We start from the raw sequence: 17,185 nt of genomic DNA, 5'->3' as shown, positions 1-17,185 counted from the left end.
CGTGGCGGACCTTGCGCCGGATGCGGAGACGCAGCCGTTCTGGGACGGCATCGCCGCCGGCGAGTTGCGCCTGCAGCGCTGCGGCGACTGCCGCCGTGCCGTGTTCTACCCGCGGAGCCTCTGCCCGCACTGCTTCAGTGACCGGCTGGACTGGTTCACCTCGCCCGGGACCGGAACCGTCTACTCGTACACGATCGCGCACCGCGCCTTCAGCCCGTTCACGGGTACCCCGCCGTACACGGTCGCGCTGATCGACCTCGACGAAGGCGTACGGATGATGTCGCGGATCGTCGGCGGTAACCGGGTCCGGATCGGTGACCGTGTGGAGCTGAAGATCACCCGACTGGGCGGCGAGGACTCCCCGGCGCTGCCGTGCTTCCGAGTGAGGGAGACCGTATGAGCACGGCCACGACACACATCCGCCCCGAGGCGATGCAGGCTCTCTTCGCGCCCGGGTCCATCGCGCTGGTGGGTGCCACGGACAAGTCGGGCTGGTCGCTTTCCACGTTCGACAATCTGCGCAACAACGGCTTCGCCGGACCGGTCCACCTGGTCAATCCCCGCACCGAGGTGGTGCACGGGCAGCGTGCCCACCGCAGTCTCACGGACATCGGTGAGCGCGTCGACATGGCCTATGTGATGGTGCCGACGCCCGCGGTGTTGTCGGTGCTGCGCGAGGGAGCGGGTCTGGGCATCCGCAGCTATGTGGTGCTCACCGCCGGCTTCGGCGAGACCGGCCCGGAGGGCAGGCGCCTCGAAGATGAGATCCTCGCCTTCGCGCGGGAGAACCGGTTGACCGTGCTGGGGCCCAACGGCAACGGGTACATCAACGCCACGGCGGGAACGACCCCGTACGGACTGCCCATCCCACCGCCCCTGATCGGCGGCCCGGTGGGCGTGGTGCTGCAGAGCGGGGCGCTGGCCAGTTCCATCCTGTCCTTCGCCCAGGCCCGCAACGTGGGTCTGAGTCTGCTCACCTCCATGGGCAACGAGACGATGATCTCGGTCACCGATGTCATCGACTACCTGGTGGACGACCCGGCCACCAAGGTGATCGCGCTGTTCCTGGAATCGGTGCGCCATCCCGGAGAGTTCGCCCGCGCCGCCCGCCGCGCCGCGGAGGCGGGCAAGCCGATCGTGGCGCTCAAGATCGGCTCGAGCACACTTGCCTCCCACACCGCGCAGGCCCACACCGGAGCTCTCGTGGGCGACGACGTCGTCGTCGACGCGGCGTTCCGGAAGCTCGGGGTCGTACGCGTCCGCTCGTTGGAGGACCTGATCATCACGGCTGGGCTGCTGGCGCAGACGGGCCCGATCCATGGGCAGCGGATCGGTGTGGTCACGCCCTCCGGCGGGGCCTGCGAGGTCATCGCCGACCGGGCCGAGCAGGAGGACCTGGAGCTGCCGGCGTTCGCTCCGGAGACGGTGGCACGGCTGAAGGAGATCCTGCCGGGCTTCGCGACCGTGCAGAACCCGTTGGACGTCACCGGTTACGTGGTGGTGGACCGGACGTTGCTCAGCCGCGCGCTGGAGGTGGTCGCGGACGACCCGGGTGTTGACGCGGTCATGCTCCTGTCCGATCTGCCCCGGCTGCCGCCCGCCGACCTGAAGCCGACGCTGGAACACTTCGCCGCGACCGCACAGCGGATCCGCGACGCGAAGCGGCCGGTGATCGTGGCCGGCAACGTACTCACCGACATCACGGAGGTGGGCCGTCATGTGCAGCGGGAGACGGGGTTCCCGTACGTGGTGGGCGGGATCGAGCACGCCATGACCGCGATCGGCGCGGCCGTCCGCTGGTCCCGGGCGCTGCCGGAGGTCACCCTGGCGGAGCCCGCGGAAACGGGCGGTCCGCCGGTAGTGCGCGGGGAGACCACGGGACTCTGGACGGAGCACCGGGCCTCGGAGCTGCTCAGAGACAACGGTATCCCCGTCGTCCCGTCCTCCCGGGCCACGACCGAGGACGAAGCGGTGGCCGCAGCTGCCGGGTTCGGATACCCGGTGGTGCTGAAGGCCGTCGCCGACGGTCTCGGGCACAAGAGCGACATCGGTGGGGTACGGCTCGGGCTGGACGGGCCCGATGCCGTGCGCCGGGCCCACCGCGAGGTGTGCGTCGCGCTGCGCGAACGCGGTCTGACCGGTATCGGCACCCTCGTACAACCCCAGCGCCGTGGGGGCGTGGAACTGATCGTCGGTGTACTCCGTGATCCGGCGTGGGGTCCGGTCATGGCTGTCGGTCTCGGTGGGGTCTGGGTCGAGGTGCTGCGCGATTCGGCGCTGCGGCTGCTGCCGGTGGACGCCTCCGACATCCGCCGGGCGCTGGGCGAACTGCGCGGGGCCCGGCTGCTGGAGGGCGCACGCGGGACCGAGCCCGCCGACCTCGACAAGGTCGCCGAGGTGATCGCCCGGATCGGTGCGCTCGCCGACGGTCTGGGTCCGCACCTCGAATCGCTGGAGGTCAACCCACTGCTCGTCCGCGGCAGCAAGGTCGAGGCGCTGGACGCACTGGTCACCTGGAACTGAGTCACGCTCGGCGGCGCCCCCGAAGGCCGCCGCGGTCGCCTGCTGCGACCGCGGCGGCCTTCGGCCGACTCCGCGACAACCAAGGTGACTCACAAGGGGGGTTGCCCATCGTATTGACAACCCGTCGCGCCGCCCCCAGCCTCAGTCAGAACGGAATTCTAGAGACTAATTCTAGTCCGCGGCTGCCGCTGGGACGCGGGGGAGATCGGCAGGGCCAGGCGGAAGTCCACTCGCAGAAAGGCTGGAGCAATGAAGCTCTCCTATGTACGCGAACTCGACGAATATCCGACCGGCGGACGCCGGATGCGCATCCTCGGCATGGCGGTGCTCGCCGTTCTGATCGGGTCGTACGAGGGGCAGATCGCCCCCGTGGTCCCACTGCTGCTCAAAGATCTGCACATGTCGCTTTCCACGTACGGCACGGTCTCCGCATCCGCGACCGTCGTCGGCGCCCTTGCCTCCGTCGCCGGCGGTCGGCTCACCGACACCCTGGGTCGGGTACGCCTGCTCATCCCGCTCATGCTGCTGACAACGGTGTGCTGCGTGCTGATGACGGCGGTGCACTCCCCCACGCAGCTGCTGCTCACCCGGATCGCGCTGTCCGTCATCGACGGCATGGCACTGGCAGGCACCGCACCCCTCGTCCGCGACTTCTCACCGCGGATGGGCCGCGCACAGGCCTTCGGCTTCTGGACCTGGGGACCGGTCGGGGCCAACTTCCTGGCCGCCGCGATCGCGAGCGCCACACTGCCGGTCTTCCACGACTCCTGGCGCTCACAGTTCGTGATCATGGGCGCAGTGTCGCTGGTGGCCTCCCTGGTGATCGCCTTCAACATCACCGACCTCTCCCCCCAGTTGCGCGCCCGCGTCCAGCAGACCGAACAGCAGGCGCTCGCCATGGCCGGCCGCACCGCGCCACCCAGGGCGCGAGATCTGCTCTCCCACCGCAACATCTGGGCGCACATCATCGGTATTGCGCTATGGCTGGTCCTCTACCTGACGCTCTCCCTGTACGGGCCGATCATGCTGGGGCACTCGTTCGGTCTGAGCGCATCGACCGCAGCCGGCATCATGTCGGTCTTCTGGGTGCTCAACCTGCTCACGGTCGTGGTGAGCGGTCGGATCTCCGACCGTCTGCAGTTGCGCAAGCCGATCTGCGTCGGCGGGACGATCGCTACGGCGGCCATCACGGGCTATCTGCTGTCGCTGATGGGCCGCCAAGACGTATCGCACCTTCACTTGATGATCACCGGTGCGCTGCTGGGCGGAGCGATGGGCGTCTCCTACGGCCCCTGGATGGCCAACTTCTCCGAGAACGCCGAGGACATCGACCCGCGACTGCAGGGCAGCGCCTGGGGCCTGTTCGGGTTCACATCCAAGGGCGTGGCCGTTCTGGCACTGTTCGCTGTGCCTCGCGTGGTCGCGCACGGCAGCTGGCACCTCTGGATGGTCATCGCGCTCTGTTGCCTGATGCTGTTCCTCCCGGCGGCGCTGCTCTTCCACGGACCGTGGCGGCGCCCGAGCACGGTGCCGACGCCCGTACTGGCGCCTGCCTCCCGCACCGGCGCGTCGGACTGACGTCACACGGTCCTGGCGACCGTGCCCTCACTCGGCCGGCACCCCTCGGCGGGATCACGTGTCGTCCGGTGCCGGCCGAGTGAAGCGACCACCGACATGGCGGAGATGACCGTCATGACGAGCAGGGTCAGCCGATACCCGGTGACCAGTTGGGCGAGGGCCTGCGGGGCGACCGCGGCGATCGTGCCGTCGAAGACGTGACCGCGCAACCCGGCAGGGAGCGCACTGGTGACAACCGACATGGCCAGTGCCGTACTCACCACCACTCCGGTGTTCTGGATCATCAGTCGCATCGCGTTGACGATGCCGATCCGATCAGACGCGACACCGTCCAGCAGCGCCGCGGTATTGGCCGGCATGAACATCCCCGAACCGGCTCCGATGAGCACCAACCCACAGACGATCGGCGGGTAACCCACGTCGACGGACATCTCCGCCAACAGGACGATCAGCCCCATGGTGCTCACCGACGTCCCCAGCAGAACGATCGTGCGCGGTGACAGCTTCGCGTGCAGCACCCCCGAGCACGCCGACGCGATCATCGCCGCGACCGGCAACGGCAGCACCTTCAGCCCGGCCGACACCGGGTCCTCACCGTGCACCGCCTGGTAGAACAGCGCGATCAGCAGGAGCACCGCCATCCTCGACACTGCGTTGAGAAACGACGTGAGCAGGCCGAGCGCGAACGGCGGATCCCGGAACAGCCGTACATCCACCACCGGATGAGCGCTGCGCCGCTCCACCGCGACGAACAGGGGTACCAGCAGCACGAAGGCGGCCAGCCCGACGATCACCAACGAATCGCCCCAGCCCCGGTCACCGACCTCGGACAGCCCGACCAGCAGACTTCCCAGGCTCACCAGCACGAGCAGATTGCCCGGCACATCGATACCGCGGCCAAGGCCCTGGCCACCGACCTTGCGAAGTACCACGGTGCCCCAGACCAAGCACAGCAGGCCGATCGGCACGTTGTACCAGAACACCCACTGCCAGCCGAAGCGTTGCGTCAGAAACCCGCCCAGCGTGGGGCCCACCAACTGGGCGACCGAGAACGACGCGATATAGATGCCCATGCCGCGTCCCAGATGCCGGGACGGGAACGCATCAGCGAGCAGCGCCGCACTGTTGGTCAGCAACATCGCCCCGCCGGCCGCCTGGATCACCCGCAGGCCGACCAGGAACCATGCCCCGGGCGAAAAGCCGAGCAGCAGGCTGGTCGCGGTATAGGTGGCCAGCCCGAGCAGATACATCGTGCGCCGCCCGTACATGTCCGCCAGTCGGCCGAAGGCGACCATCAGCACCGTGTTGGTCAGCATGAAAGACAGCAGGATCCAGTTCGCGGCGGTGGCATCTGCACCGAAGTGCCGCACCACTTCGGGGAGTGCGACGTTCAACGAGCTGCTGCCCAGAGCGGTGAGGATGCTGGCCATACTGACGACCGACAGCGCACGCCAGGCGTAACGCAGTTGCGCGACCTCACCGGATCCGGACATGAGTCCCTCCCTACACGCAGTTTTTGAATCAAGATACTAGAACTTAATTCTCCTTGGGGCCCGACTGCTGGCCCAACTGCTGTGCGGGAACCCCGGCCAGGGAGCCGGCTTGCCGGCCCGTGGGGCCGTCGGGTCGTCGGGGTCCGGAACACCCGCCTCGATGTCGGGATGAGCGTCACTGACCGGGTGGTGCACGGGGACCCGGGCACCACCCGGTCGGCGTTCCGGTCAGTGCACGGAAAGGGCGAAGATGTGGATCGCGCCCTCGTCCGGCAGGGTCACCGACTCCACGGTCCTGCCCTCGGTCAGCGGCACGGAGTTGCCGAACAGCTTGTACCCGCCGCCGAAGTTCGCCGGGCCGTTCGGCGTGTTGCGGTGGTCGGCCGTCGCCACCGTGACCGCCCCGTACTCGGTGCCCGCCGTACAGCACCAGTTGGGCAGGCCGAGATCGCCGGTGCTCCGGCTGCCGTCGGTGTACGTGACGGTGACCTTGCCTTCGACGGTGCCTGCCTCGGCGCCGAGGAACCACAGCGCCGAGCCGCTGCCGCCGGTGCGGATCACCTGCCCGGCCGCCGATACGTTGTCCGCGCTGCCGGGCTCGGCGTCGGGGAAGGTCCAGCTCACGCCGTCCTTGGTGAGCTGCGCGCCCGGTGTGACGCCGGCCGCCGCCAGGGCCTGGGCCGAGTAGCTGTTGCCGGCACAGTCGAAGTTGCCGGTGGTGTAGTTGCCCTCGGCGGGCGGGGCGGACTCGTTGGTGACGCCGACGTTGTTGAAGGCCGACTTCAGGTCCGGGTACGGCACGACCGAGATGGTGGTGGCTTCTCCCGTCACCGTACGGAGCCCGGCAGCGCCCGCGTGGTAGCGGCCGGTTGCCGTGAGCGTGGCCGCTGTGGTGCCGGGTGCGGCGTCGGGTCCGGTGGCCCGCACGGTCACCGAGGCGGAACGGCCCGGTGCGATGTAACCGAGACGCGCATGGGACGGGGTGAGGGTCCAGCCCTCGGGTGCGCTGAACTCGAGTTGCGTACCGGACAGGCCGGTGTGGCCGTGGTCGGCCACGCTGACCGTCCATGCCGAATCGGTACCCTCGCCCGACGTCCGGTGCCAGCTGACGGTGGTGGCCGGCGCGGTGTGCGCGGCGGCTCCCGTGCGGACCCGGTACAGGACGGTGCCGTGTGCGGGCACGTTGGCCGCGATGGTGCCCGAGGTCTCCGTCGTCCGCTGGGACCACAGGTCCTTCAACCGGTAGGAGGAGCCCGCCGGGAGTCCCGCGTCGGCCGCCGTGGTGGTGATGGTGCGAGCCTGGTCGGACGAGTTGAAGAGCGCCACCGCCCGTTCACCACCGGCGAGTTGCTTGGAGAGGACGTCGTACCCCTCGCCCTGTTGCACGATCCGGCCCTGCAGTCCGGTCGGATCCTGATCCACCGCGATCACGTCGGAGTTGCCGAGGACGGACAACGCTTCCGGGGCGGCCTTGGTCAGATCGGCGCTCGAGATCAGAGGGGCGGCCATGACCGCCCACAGCGACATCTGACTGCGGATCTCGTCCCCGGTGAGCCGCGACTGGCCCGCCAGCAGGAAGTCCGGGTCGTTCCAGCGGCCGGGGCTCTGCAGGTCGGCGAGCCCCACGTTGTAGCCGTAGTTGTACTTGATCGAGGACCACTTGGTGCGGGCGGAGGCAGGTTCCATCGCGACGTCCGCGCCCTCCCGCCAGAGGTTCCCGACCTGACCCGACCAGGAGATGACCTTGTGCCAGGTGTCGGGTGTGTCGTACTCGAAGTAGGCGGGCGCCGAGACCGAGAAGACGATCGGCCTCCCGGTGGCGAGCAGCGCCTTGCTCATGTCGGAGTAGACCGAGTGATACACCTGCTCCTGCGTCTCCCCGGAGACACCGGGAACGTTGCACCCGTCCAGCTTGAGGTAGTCGACCTTCCAGGACGCGAAGAGGCGGGCGTCCTGGTCGATGTGTCCCCATGAGCCGGGATAGCCACCGCAGGTACTCGTTCCGGCATCCTCGTAAATGCCGAACTTCAGACCCAGGGCGTGCAGTTGTTCACCCATCCAGGCCATGCCGTGCGGGAAGCGCTGCGGGTCGGCGACCAGGTTGCCCTGGGCGTCGCGGCTGTGGGTCATCCAGCAGTCATCCGTGGTGACGGTGTCGTAGCCCTTGGCGGCGAGGCCCGACGAGACCAGTTTCCGGGCGTTGGACAGCACGTCGTTCTCGCTGATGTCACAACCGTAGTACGACCAGTTGTTCCAGCCCATCGGGGGCGTCGGGGCGAGGTTGGGATACGGGGCATCGGCCGAAGCGTTCCTTGACTGCTGCGCCGGACCGGCCGCCGCAGCAGCGCCGGGGACACCGGCGAAGGCGCTCAACAGCAGAGCCGCAGCGGTGGCGGCCACGGCGAGTACGGGACGGCGGGGCCCGCCGGAAGTGCTTGTTCTTCTGAGCAAGACTGCTCTCCCTTGTTCGCACACACGGGGGACGGTGTACCGGCGAACACGATGCCGAGAGATGCTCGTTTGTGCAATATAAACGGCACGTTCAATCAGAACCAAGCATGTACGTGGGATCCCCGAGCCGTGGCGGTGGGCGAGGCCGACGGCCCGCGGGCCGGCCTGGCCGCCCTGGCGGGGCTCGCCCCCTCGCTACCACGGCACGACGCCGTCGCGGCATACCTGCACGAGCCTGACGGCGACCCAGCGACCGCGGCACGGCTCTGCGCCCGAGCCGCCCGATCCCCGTCGGCACCGTCGGGTTCGCCGGGGAGATCGGCTCGCCTGCTGGGGCGCCGGGAGGACGACCGTTGCTCAGCCGGCGGTCCTGGCTTCGATGAGCGGCGCGTCCCGCAGTGGCACGGGCCGCGGGGGCGGCGGACTCATGCGTACGTGCGCAGTTCGGGCCACATCGAACCCCAGGAACGACGGGGGCCGGTGCAGAGGTAGACGTGGCCGCCCCATTCGGTGTTGTGCACGCCGCTGGGGTTGGAGAGGGTGGCGGCTACGCGGACGTGCCGGAAGTACCGGCGCAGGTGGGCTGCGTACCCGGGGGCGGAGTCGGGGCCGGGGGCGATGGCCACCACGGTCGTGGCGTGCGCGTTGCCGGGGCCCCACCACCAGTCGGTGTTGTGGGCGCTCACGGCGGTGGGCAGTCCGGTACCGCGGCCGAGTTCGTTGATGGCGCCGGCCTCGCCGTAGTCTGCCGCGAAAATCACCGCGTTCGCGCGCTGCTCGGCCGGGAGACCGGTCCATACCTGCCGCACGGTGCCCACCAGTTGGGGCCAACCCAGCGTCTCTCCCGAATTTGCGCTGATGCCGTACGTCCAGGCCACGTCGGAGGGCGGCAGCACCGGCAGCACGATCACCGCGAGCAGCGCGGCCGAGGCGGCGGTTCCGATCATCAGGCCGCGCAGCCGGTCCGGGCGGGAGTGCAGCCACCCGTCGAGTCCCACCGCCCCGGCCGCCAACAGGCACACGTACAGTCCGCCCAGGTAGTACACCTGCGCTCCGGTCGTCACGGCAAACAGCACGAACAGCACGGCGTACGCGGTCACCAGGCACCGCCAGAGCGGTCGGCCGGACCGCCACAGGAACCGCAGGCCTGCCACCCACAGCACCGTCATCGCCAGACAGGACATGCCGAGCTGCCCCACGATCCACGTGAGGATGTTCCCCGGGCCGCCGTTCTCCCCGTTCAGCGCCCGCGTCATCGGGAACATGGCCCAGCCGTGCCGTGCCGTGCCTGCCACCACAGGTCGGGCAGCACGAGCAGCACGGCGATCGCGGCCCCCGCGAGCAGTCGGCGGTCGGCCGTGGCCCGGCGGGCCGGGCCGAGCAGCGCGGCGGCCAGCAGGACGATCCCGAAGATCGCCGCGAGGTGGTTGAATTCCGCGCCGATGCCGACCAGTGCTCCCGCGGCGAGCCACCACCGGGTGTCGCCGGTGCGGCCGATCCGTACGACCACGAGTGCGATCGCCGCCCACGCCAGTACTTCGTACGACGTCGTGTTGGCGACGTGCGCGCCGCCCAGCAGCACGGGCATGGTGCCGGTCGCGATCGCCGCGAGCAGCTGGGCCCGCCGCTCGCCGCCGAACTCCCGTGCGGTCAGCCCGCCCACGACCACCGTGCCTGCGGCGGCGAGCGCGGGCCACAGCCGCAGGCCCGCCTCCGAGACCCCGAACAGCGACAGCGAGAGCCGGGCCAGCAGCGGCGCCAGCGCCGGCTGGTCCACGTAGCTCGCCTGAAGGTGCCGGGCGGAGTCGAGGAAGTACAGCTCATCGATGTGGAAGCCGTAGCGCGGGGACAGCGCCATCAGCAGGATGAAGACCGCACCGGCGACGGCCGGCACCCGCCGGTCCAGCGGTGCGATCCGCCCGCGGGCCTCCCCGGCCTCATCAGCACGCCCCACGTCCGCCACGTCTGCCGTGTCCGCCATCCCCGCCACCCCCGGTCCTCGGCCCCCGTCGCGTCGCCCGCGTGCTCGGGGCGGTCCGGTGCGCGCGCCTCCCGGGCCGCTCGTACCTTACGCACCCGGTCCGCCGGCGGTGAAGCGCTCACCCGCCGGCGCGTCCAGGCGTGGCACCGGACGGTCGGCTCGTGGCGGACCGAGCGGCCCTGCCGCCGTTCGGGAGTGAACCCGCCGCGCTAGATCACCAGGCTCAGCAGCGCCGCCATCACGAAGCCCGCCACCGACAGGACCGACTCCAGGACCGTCCACGACTTCAGCGTGTCGCGTTCCGAGATGCCGAAGTACTTGGCGACCATCCAGAAGCCGCCGTCGTTGACGTGCGAGGCGAAGATGGAACCGGCTGAGATAGCCATGATGACCAGGGCGAGGTGGGCCTGGGAGAGACCCTGGCCCTCGACCAGGGGGAGCACGATGCCGGCCGTGGTGACGATGGCGACGGTCGCGCTGCCCTGGGCGACGCGCAGGACCAGGGAGATCAGGTAGGCGAGCAGGATGACCGGCAGGCCGACGTCGTTGAAGGTCTTGGCGAGGGCGTCCGCGATGCCGCTGCCCTTGAGGACCGCGCCGAAGATGCCGCCCGCGCCGACCACCAGCAGGATGTTGCCGACCGGCTTGAGGGAGGCGGTGGAGACCGCTTCCAAGGACTTGCGAGTCCAGCCGCGGCGGATGCCGAGCAGGTAGTACGAGAGGAACAGGGCGATCGTCAGGGCGACGAAGGGGTGGCCGAAGAATTCGAGGACCGAGCGGAGGGTCGACGGGTCCAGGGCGATCGAGGAGAAGGTGGCCAGCAGGATGAGGATCAGCGGGGTGCCGATGATGGCGAGCACGGTGCCCAGCGGGACCGGCTTCTCCTGCTGCTTGACGCCGGACGCCTGCTGCTCCGCGACGACCGCGGCCTTGGCCTCCGCGGCGGCCTCGACCATGTCCTGCGGGACCTCGACGAAGAGGCGGTTGCCGACCCAGGCGGCGTACCCCCAGGCGGCGGCGACCGCGGGCAGCCCGCAGGCCGCGCCGATCACGATGATCCAGCCGAGCGATACGTGGAAGAGCGCTGCGGCGGCGACCGGGCCGGGGTGCGGGGGCAGGAAGGCATGGGTCATCGACAGGCCCGCGAGCAGCGGCATCGCGTACAGGATGATGGAGCGGCCGGAGCGCTTGGCGGCGGCGTAGACGATCGGGGCGAGGACGAAGATACCGACGTCGAAGAAGACCGGGATACCGAAGATGAGGCCGGTGAGGCCCATCGCGAGCGGGGCCCGCTTCTCGCCGAAGAGGTTGAGCAGGCGGCTGCTCAACACCTCGGCGCCGCCGGAGACTTCGAGGATGGCGCCGAGCATCGTGCCGAGGCCGATGATGATCGCGATGTGTCCGAGGATGCCGCCCATACCGGACTCGATCATCGAGACGGACGACGACTTCTGGACCGTGCCGAAGAGTTCCGTGACGGAGAGTCCCGCCGCGAGGCCGACGGCTATGGAGACGCCGAGCAGCGCGACGAACGGCTGCAGTCTGACCTTGATGATCAGGAAGAGGAGGAGGGCGATACCCAGGGCTGCGACGAGGAGCAGGCCGGTGGTGCCGCCGACGAGGGCGAGCAGGCCGCCCGTGTGAGGTGGCGCGGCGGGGGTGGCTGCGGCGAAGTACATCGGGGGAACTCCATTGTTACCAGGGGGCTTCAGGGCAGGGCGGAGCGCGACACGGCGCCCCGTGGTGCGGGTGGGAACGGGGCGCCGTGTCGTGGTGCGGTGTGGTGATGTGCTGCGGGATGATCGGAATGCTCTCGATCAGCCGAGTACGGCCAGCGCGTCGACCTCGATGAGCAGCCCTGCGGGCAGACCCACGTACACGGTGGTGCGGGCCGAGGCGGGGGCCTTGAGGCCCTGCTCCTCGAAGTAGGCGTTGTAGATCTCGTTCATCTCCGCGAAGTGATCCACGTCCGTGAGGTAGACGCGCATCATCATCACGTCGTCCCAGCTCGCGCCGCCCTCCTCCAGGATCGCCTTGACGTTGGCGAAGGTCTGCAGGGTCTGCTCGCGCAGGGTCGGGCCTGCCGGGGTGGGCGCCTGGCCATCGACGGCGGGCAGGAAGCCGACCTGGCCGGCGACCTGGAGGATGTTCCCCTTGCGGACGCCGTGCGAGAACTTCGCCGGCGGGGTGGTGTGAGTGGACGGGGTGAGGGCGGTCTTCTCGGTCATGCTCGGGTTTCCTTCGGGGGGTTGGTCCGGTGGATGGCCGGGGGGTCGGTCCGGTTGAGGGTCGGGGTCACCGACTTGGGCTGCGGCGCCGTGCCCGCGTACTCGCCGCTGATGGCGTCGGCGGTGCGGCGCACCAGAGGCAGCAGGGCGAGGAGTTCGTCCGCGCTGACGACCACATTGGGCGCCGACATCGACATCGCGGCGACGACACGGCCGTCCACGCCCCGGATGGGGGCCCCGATGCAGTTGATGGACTCCTCGTGGCCACCGAGGTCGGTGGCCCAGCCCTGTTCGCGTACGGTGGCCAGCTCCTTCAGGAAGGCACCGGCGTTCGGCGTCGAACGGGCCGTGTACGTGGGGTAGTCGATCCGCTCGGCGACGGCCCGGCGCTCCGGCTCGGGCAGGTCCGCGAGCAGTAGCTTGGCCACGGCGGCGACGGTGATCGCGACGGGCTTGCCGATGCGGGAGTACATCCGCACCGGGTAGCGGCTGTCGACCTTGTCGATGTAGAGGACCTCGTTCTCCTCGTACACCGCGAGATGCACGGTGTGCCCGCACTCCTCGTTGAGTTGCGCCAGGTAGGGGTGGGCGATCTCGCGTACGTCGAGGTTCTCGACGGCCTCCTGGGCGAGGGCGAAGAGCCGGGTGCCGAGACGGTAGCGCTGGTCCTGCTGGCGGTAGACGAGTCCGTGCTCATGGAGCGTACGCAGCAGCCGCAGCGCGGTGGACTTGTGAACGTCGAGTCGCTCGGCGACCTGGCCGAGGTCGGCCGGCCCCTGCGCGAGCAGCGGCAGGATCGAGAGAGCGCGGTCCACGGTCTGGCTCATGTCGTACGTACCTCCTGCTCCGGGGCCCCGGTCCAGCCGGGGCCGACCCGCAGTCTCCCCCAGGCGGCGTCGTCGAGGCCCGCGAGCCGGTCCGCGTGGGTCCGGGCCGGGGGCGCGGCGAGGTCGCCGTGGACGGTGAGGGCGGCGGCTGCCGCCAGGTGGCCGTGCCGCGCGCGCTCCCTGACCGGGAGGCCGCGGAGGGTGGCGGAGAGGTAGCCGGCGGCGAAGGCGTCACCTGCGCCGATGGGGGCGACGACGGTTACGCGGAGCGCGGGGATGGTCGTGACGGTTTCGGGGGCTCCGCCCCCGGGCCCCTGCTCCTCAAGCGCCGGAGGGGCTTGATTTCGCGTCGGGCCAGCAGAGAACACCACTACCCCCGCGGCGCCCCGCTTGACCACCAATACCCCCGGCTCCGGCAGGGCGCGGCGGATTGCCTCGGGTCCCTGGAGGCCCCAGGCGGCAGCCGCCTCGTCCTCGCCCACGAAGACCACGTCCGCGCCGCGGGCCAGGTCGAGCAGGACCTGCGGTCCCTCCGTGTCGCGCCACAGGCCCGGTCGGTGGTTGACGTCGAAGGACACCAGGGGGCGGCCCGGGGCGCGGGCGGTGAGTTCGCGCATCAGGGCGAGGCAGTCGGGGGACAGCGCGGCGGTGATGCCGGACAGGTGCAGGATCCGCCCGGACCACAGGTCGTCGCGCCGGAAGCTCGCCGGGGACATCGCGCCGGCCGCGGAGCCGGCCCGGTAGTAGGCCACCTCGTGGGCGTCGCCGTCGCGGTCCTCGGCGGTGCGGAAGTAGACGCCGGTGGGCCGGTGCGGGTCGCGCTGGACGGCGGAGGTGTCGACGCCGTACGAGGCGATCGTCTCGACCAGGTGGTCGCCGAAGCCGTCGGCGCCGACCCGGCTGACCCACTTCGCGGTGTGGCCGGCGGCGGCCAGCGCGCAGGCGACGTTGGACTCGGCGCCGCCGATACCGCGGTCGAAAGACGGTACGTCGGCGAGGCGGCCCGGTTGCGAGGGCAGGAACGTGACCATGGACTCGCCGAGACAGACGACGTCCACCGGTGTGTGTTGCGCGGTCACGTTCGCTCGTGCTCCTTGGTGAGTGGGCGGCGGCCGGGCGATCCGTTGACCCGGCGATGGCTCGGATGTTAGACAGCAGTGAGCGATATGCGCAATGAGCGTTGCACATGATGCAACGCAACTCTCCGGGAGGCTCGATGACCAGCGGCTCCATCACCAGCGACGAAGTGGTCGACCATCGGTTCAAGGGACTGCCGCCCGGCGCTGCCGGACTGACCCTCGAAGCGCTGGCGGCCGAGCGGCGGAACCTCTTCACCGGCGGGTTCACCACCCCGGTGCTCGCGCTCTCCGCCGAGTCGCTGGAGCACAACCTGGCGCTGATGGAGACCTACTCCGCACGGCACGGCCTGGCCTTCGCCCCGCACGGCAAGACCTCGATGGCCCCGCAGCTCTTCGACCGGCAGACCGAGCGCGGCGCCTGGGGCATCACCCTGGCCGTGCCGCACCAGGTGCGGGTGGCCCGCGCCTTCGGGGTGCAGCGGATCTTCGTGGCCAACGAGGTCGTGGACGCGGCGGCGCTGCAATGGATCGCCGGCGAGCTCGCGGCCGACCCCGGCTTCCGGTTCCTCTGCTACGTCGACTCGGTGCGCGGCGTCGAGCTGATGGACGAAGCGCTGCGCGGCTGCGTGCGCCCGGTGGACGTGGTGGTCGAGCTGGGCGCGGGCGACGGAGCCAGGACCGGCGTCCGTACCGAAGCCGAGTGCGCGGCGGTCGCCGACGCGGTGGCCGCCACCGGGACGCTGCGCCTGGTCGGCGTCGCCGGGTACGAGGGCGAGGTGCCAGGCGCCGATGGTGAGAGGGTGCGCGACTGGCTGCGCCGGCTCGTCGCGCTGGCCGTCGCCTTCGACGGCGCGGGCCACTTCGACGGGCTCGACGAGATCGTGCTGAGCGCGGGCGGCAGCGCCTGGTTCGACGCGGTGGCCGATGTCTTCGCCGAGGTCCCCGAGCTCTCCGCGCCGGTGCTGAAGCTGCTGCGCTCGGGCGCCTACGTCTCGCACGACGACGGCCACTACAAGCACATCACCCCCTTCAACCGGGTGCCCGAAGAGGGCGCCCTGCAGCCTGCGTTCCGGCTCTGGGCCCAGGTGGTGTCCCGGCCGACCGGCGAGCAGGCGTTCGTCAACGCGGGCAAGCGCGACGCCGCGTACGACCTGGACCTGCCGGAGGCGCAGGTGGTCAGGGACGCGCGCACCGGCGAGATCCGGCCGGCCACCGGTATTTCGGTCAGCGGTCTCTCCGACCAGCACGGCTGGCTGCGAACCACCGAGGAGGCCGACCTGGAGGTCGGCGACTGGGTGGGGCTCGGTCTTTCCCACCCGTGCACCTCGTTCGACAAGTGGCAGCTGATCCCGCTGGTCGAGGCGGACGGCACCGTCACCGACTACATCCGCACGTACTTCTGAGAGGCCGGAACCAGGTCATGGATCTCGTCATCCGCGACGTCCGCGTCATCGACGGCACCGGCGGCGCCTCCTACCGCGCCGACGTCGCCGTCGACGGCGGCCGCATCACCGACATCGTCCGCGAGGGGGCCGGCCGGCGGCCGGGCGCCGTGCGGATGCTCGATGCGGACGGGCTTGCGCTCTCGCCCGGCTTCATCGACATGCACGCCCACTCCGATCTGGCGCTGCTGCGCGACCCTGGGCACGAGGCGAAGGCCGCGCAGGGCGTGACGCTCGAAGTCCTCGGCCAGGACGGCCTGTCGTACGCGCCGGTGGACGACCGGACGCTCGGCCAGGTCCGCCGGGCCATCACCGGCTGGAACGGCGACGGCTCCGACATCGACTTCGACTGGCGGACCGTCGGCGGCTATCTGGACCGGCTGGACCGGGGCATCGCGGTGAACGCGGCCTACCTGATCCCGCAGGGCACCGTGCGGATGTACGCGGTCGGCTGGGACGACCGGCCCGCCACCGACGACGAGATCCGGCGGATGAAACAGCTGGTCGCCGAGGGCCTGGAACAGGGCGCCGTGGGCATGTCGTCCGGTCTCACCTACACGCCGGGGATGTACGCGGACGATGCCGAACTCACCGAGCTGTGCCGGGTGGTGGCGCGCTACGACGGCTACTACTGCCCGCATCACCGCAGTTACGGGGCCGGCGCGCTCCAGGCGTACGAGGAGATGGTCGGCCTGACCCGGGCGGCGGGCTGCGCCCTGCACCTGGCGCACGCCACCATGAACTTCGGGGTGAACAAGGGGAAGGCGCCCGAACTGCTCGATCTGCTCGACCGGGCCCTGGCGGGCGGCGCGGACATCTCCCTCGACACCTATCCGTACACCCCCGGCTGCACCACCCTGGTCGCGATGCTGCCCAGCTGGGCGAGCGAAGGCGGCCCCGACGCGATCATGGCGCGGCTGACGGACGACGCGACGGCGGAGCGGATCCGCCAGGTGATGGAGGTCGAGGGCGCCGACGGCTGCCACGGGGTGCCCATCGAATGGGACACCATCGAGATCTCCGGGGTCTGTGACCCGGCGCTCGCCGCGTACGCCGGCCGGACGGTCGCCCGCAGCGCCGCCGAGCGCGGCGAGGAACCGTGGGTCACCGCGCGCCGGCTGCTGATCGACGACCGGCTCGGGTCGACGATCCTGCAGCACGTCGGCCACGAGGACAACGTCCGGCAGATCATGCGTCACCCCGTGCACACCGGCGGAAGTGACGGCATCCTGCAGGGCGACAAGCCGCATCCGCGCGCCTACGGCACGTTCCCGCAGTACCTCGGCCGGTACGTGCGCGAGTTGGGGGTGCTCACCCTGGAGGAGTGCGTGGCCCACCTCACCTCCCGGCCGGCCGCCCGGCTGCGGCTTCCGGACCGGGGCCTGGTCCGCGAGGGCTACCGCGCCGACCTGGTGCTCTTCGACCCGGACACGGTCGCGGCCGGCTCCACCTTCGACGCGCCCCGCACCCTGCCCACCGGCATCCCGCACGTCCTGATCGACGGCCGCTTCGTGATCGAGGACGGCAAGCGCACGGAGATCCTCGCGGGGCGCTCGGTACGGCGTACCCCGGGCCGGGCGTGA

13 protein-coding genes and 1 pseudogene are annotated in these 17,185 nt (G+C 70.4%); 6 read left to right on the top strand and 8 right to left on the bottom strand.

Features of this window, described 5'->3' with window-relative positions; all coding sequences use genetic code 11:
- Window position 1 precedes the first annotated feature (1 nt).
- The 3 genes from AB0436_RS15625 (at window position 2) to AB0436_RS15615 (ending at window position 4,101) form a co-directional block, all read left to right on the top strand.
- Window positions 2–400: a Zn-ribbon domain-containing OB-fold protein gene (locus tag AB0436_RS15625; protein WP_366468396.1), complete on the top strand. Its 399-nt coding sequence runs from the start codon at window positions 2–4 to the stop codon at window positions 398–400.
- Window positions 397–2,523: an acetate--CoA ligase family protein gene (locus tag AB0436_RS15620; protein ID WP_366468394.1), complete on the top strand. Its 2,127-nt coding sequence runs from the start codon at window positions 397–399 to the stop codon at window positions 2,521–2,523. The genes AB0436_RS15625 and AB0436_RS15620 overlap by 4 nt, the downstream gene beginning before the upstream one ends.
- A gap of 249 nt (window positions 2,524–2,772) precedes the next feature.
- Window positions 2,773–4,101, top strand: a complete 1,329-nt coding sequence (locus AB0436_RS15615; RefSeq protein ID WP_366468393.1) for an MFS transporter — start codon at window positions 2,773–2,775, stop codon at window positions 4,099–4,101.
- A 2-nt stretch (window positions 4,102–4,103) separates the two neighbouring features.
- Here AB0436_RS15615 and AB0436_RS15610 read toward each other — a convergent pair whose 3' ends face one another.
- Window positions 4,104–5,594, bottom strand: coding sequence for an MFS transporter (locus AB0436_RS15610; protein ID WP_366468392.1), 1,491 nt, complete (start codon window positions 5,592–5,594; stop codon window positions 4,104–4,106).
- Window positions 5,595–5,822: 228 nt separating this feature from the next.
- A complete protein-coding gene (locus AB0436_RS15605; RefSeq protein ID WP_366468391.1) occupies window positions 5,823–7,994 on the bottom strand; it encodes an NEW3 domain-containing protein in 2,172 nt (723 codons plus the stop codon).
- Between the two features lie 174 nt (window positions 7,995–8,168).
- Between AB0436_RS15605 and AB0436_RS15600 the strand changes: the two are divergent.
- Window positions 8,169–8,330: pseudogene (locus AB0436_RS15600) on the top strand (RNA polymerase subunit sigma-24); the annotation flags it as partial.
- Between the two features lie 140 nt (window positions 8,331–8,470).
- Here AB0436_RS15600 and AB0436_RS15595 read toward each other — a convergent pair.
- From AB0436_RS15595 to AB0436_RS15570, 6 genes are all read right to left on the bottom strand, one after another.
- Complete coding sequence (locus AB0436_RS15595; protein ID WP_366468390.1) at window positions 8,471–9,310, bottom strand: hypothetical protein; 840 nt, start codon at window positions 9,308–9,310, stop codon at window positions 8,471–8,473.
- Entirely contained in the window at window positions 9,298–10,026 is a 729-nt protein-coding gene (locus AB0436_RS15590; protein WP_366468389.1) for a glycosyltransferase family 39 protein, read from the bottom strand. The genes AB0436_RS15595 and AB0436_RS15590 overlap by 13 nt, the downstream gene beginning before the upstream one ends.
- A gap of 209 nt (window positions 10,027–10,235) precedes the next feature.
- Window positions 10,236–11,705 (bottom strand): gluconate:H+ symporter, encoded by a 1,470-nt coding sequence (locus AB0436_RS15585; RefSeq protein WP_366468388.1) that lies wholly within the window; start codon window positions 11,703–11,705, stop codon window positions 10,236–10,238.
- A 138-nt stretch (window positions 11,706–11,843) separates the two neighbouring features.
- Window positions 11,844–12,254, bottom strand: coding sequence for a RidA family protein (locus AB0436_RS15580; protein ID WP_366468387.1), 411 nt, complete (start codon window positions 12,252–12,254; stop codon window positions 11,844–11,846).
- Window positions 12,251–13,081, bottom strand: coding sequence for an IclR family transcriptional regulator (locus AB0436_RS15575; protein WP_366468386.1), 831 nt, complete (start codon window positions 13,079–13,081; stop codon window positions 12,251–12,253). The genes AB0436_RS15580 and AB0436_RS15575 overlap by 4 nt, the downstream gene beginning before the upstream one ends.
- Window positions 13,078–14,160, bottom strand: coding sequence for a sugar kinase (locus AB0436_RS15570; protein ID WP_366468385.1), 1,083 nt, complete (start codon window positions 14,158–14,160; stop codon window positions 13,078–13,080). Before AB0436_RS15570 ends, AB0436_RS15575 begins: the two co-directional genes overlap by 4 nt.
- Before the next feature lie 137 nt (window positions 14,161–14,297).
- On the opposite strand from AB0436_RS15570, the gene AB0436_RS15565 reads away from it, so the two are divergent.
- Both AB0436_RS15565 and AB0436_RS15560 read left to right on the top strand, forming a co-directional pair.
- Window positions 14,298–15,563 (top strand): amino acid deaminase, encoded by a 1,266-nt coding sequence (locus AB0436_RS15565; protein WP_366468384.1) that lies wholly within the window; start codon window positions 14,298–14,300, stop codon window positions 15,561–15,563.
- Window positions 15,564–15,580: 17 nt separating this feature from the next.
- Window positions 15,581–17,185, top strand: coding sequence for a D-aminoacylase (locus AB0436_RS15560; RefSeq protein WP_366468383.1), 1,605 nt, complete (start codon window positions 15,581–15,583; stop codon window positions 17,183–17,185).

The organism is Streptomyces sp. NPDC051322 (assembly GCF_040689485.1).
GTDB lineage: Bacteria > Actinomycetota > Actinomycetes > Streptomycetales > Streptomycetaceae > Streptomyces.
Note: the sequence above shows the minus strand (reverse complement) of the source record. Positions and strands in the feature narration are given on the sequence as shown.

Coding starts and splice junctions, on each gene's coding strand:
- AB0436_RS15620 (WP_366468394.1), top strand. CDS start 397: ATGAGCACGGCCACGACACACATCCGCCCCGAGGCGATGCAGGCTCTC.
- AB0436_RS15615 (WP_366468393.1), top strand. CDS start 2,773: ATGAAGCTCTCCTATGTACGCGAACTCGACGAATATCCGACCGGCGGA.
- AB0436_RS15610 (WP_366468392.1), bottom strand. CDS start 5,594: ATGTCCGGATCCGGTGAGGTCGCGCAACTGCGTTACGCCTGGCGTGCG.
- AB0436_RS15595 (WP_366468390.1), bottom strand. CDS start 9,310: ATGTTCCCGATGACGCGGGCGCTGAACGGGGAGAACGGCGGCCCGGGG.
- AB0436_RS15590 (WP_366468389.1), bottom strand. CDS start 10,026: ATGGCGGACACGGCAGACGTGGCGGACGTGGGGCGTGCTGATGAGGCC.
- AB0436_RS15585 (WP_366468388.1), bottom strand. CDS start 11,705: ATGTACTTCGCCGCAGCCACCCCCGCCGCGCCACCTCACACGGGCGGC.
- AB0436_RS15580 (WP_366468387.1), bottom strand. CDS start 12,254: ATGACCGAGAAGACCGCCCTCACCCCGTCCACTCACACCACCCCGCCG.
- AB0436_RS15575 (WP_366468386.1), bottom strand. CDS start 13,081: ATGAGCCAGACCGTGGACCGCGCTCTCTCGATCCTGCCGCTGCTCGCG.
- AB0436_RS15565 (WP_366468384.1), top strand. CDS start 14,298: ATGACCAGCGGCTCCATCACCAGCGACGAAGTGGTCGACCATCGGTTC.
- AB0436_RS15560 (WP_366468383.1), top strand. CDS start 15,581: ATGGATCTCGTCATCCGCGACGTCCGCGTCATCGACGGCACCGGCGGC.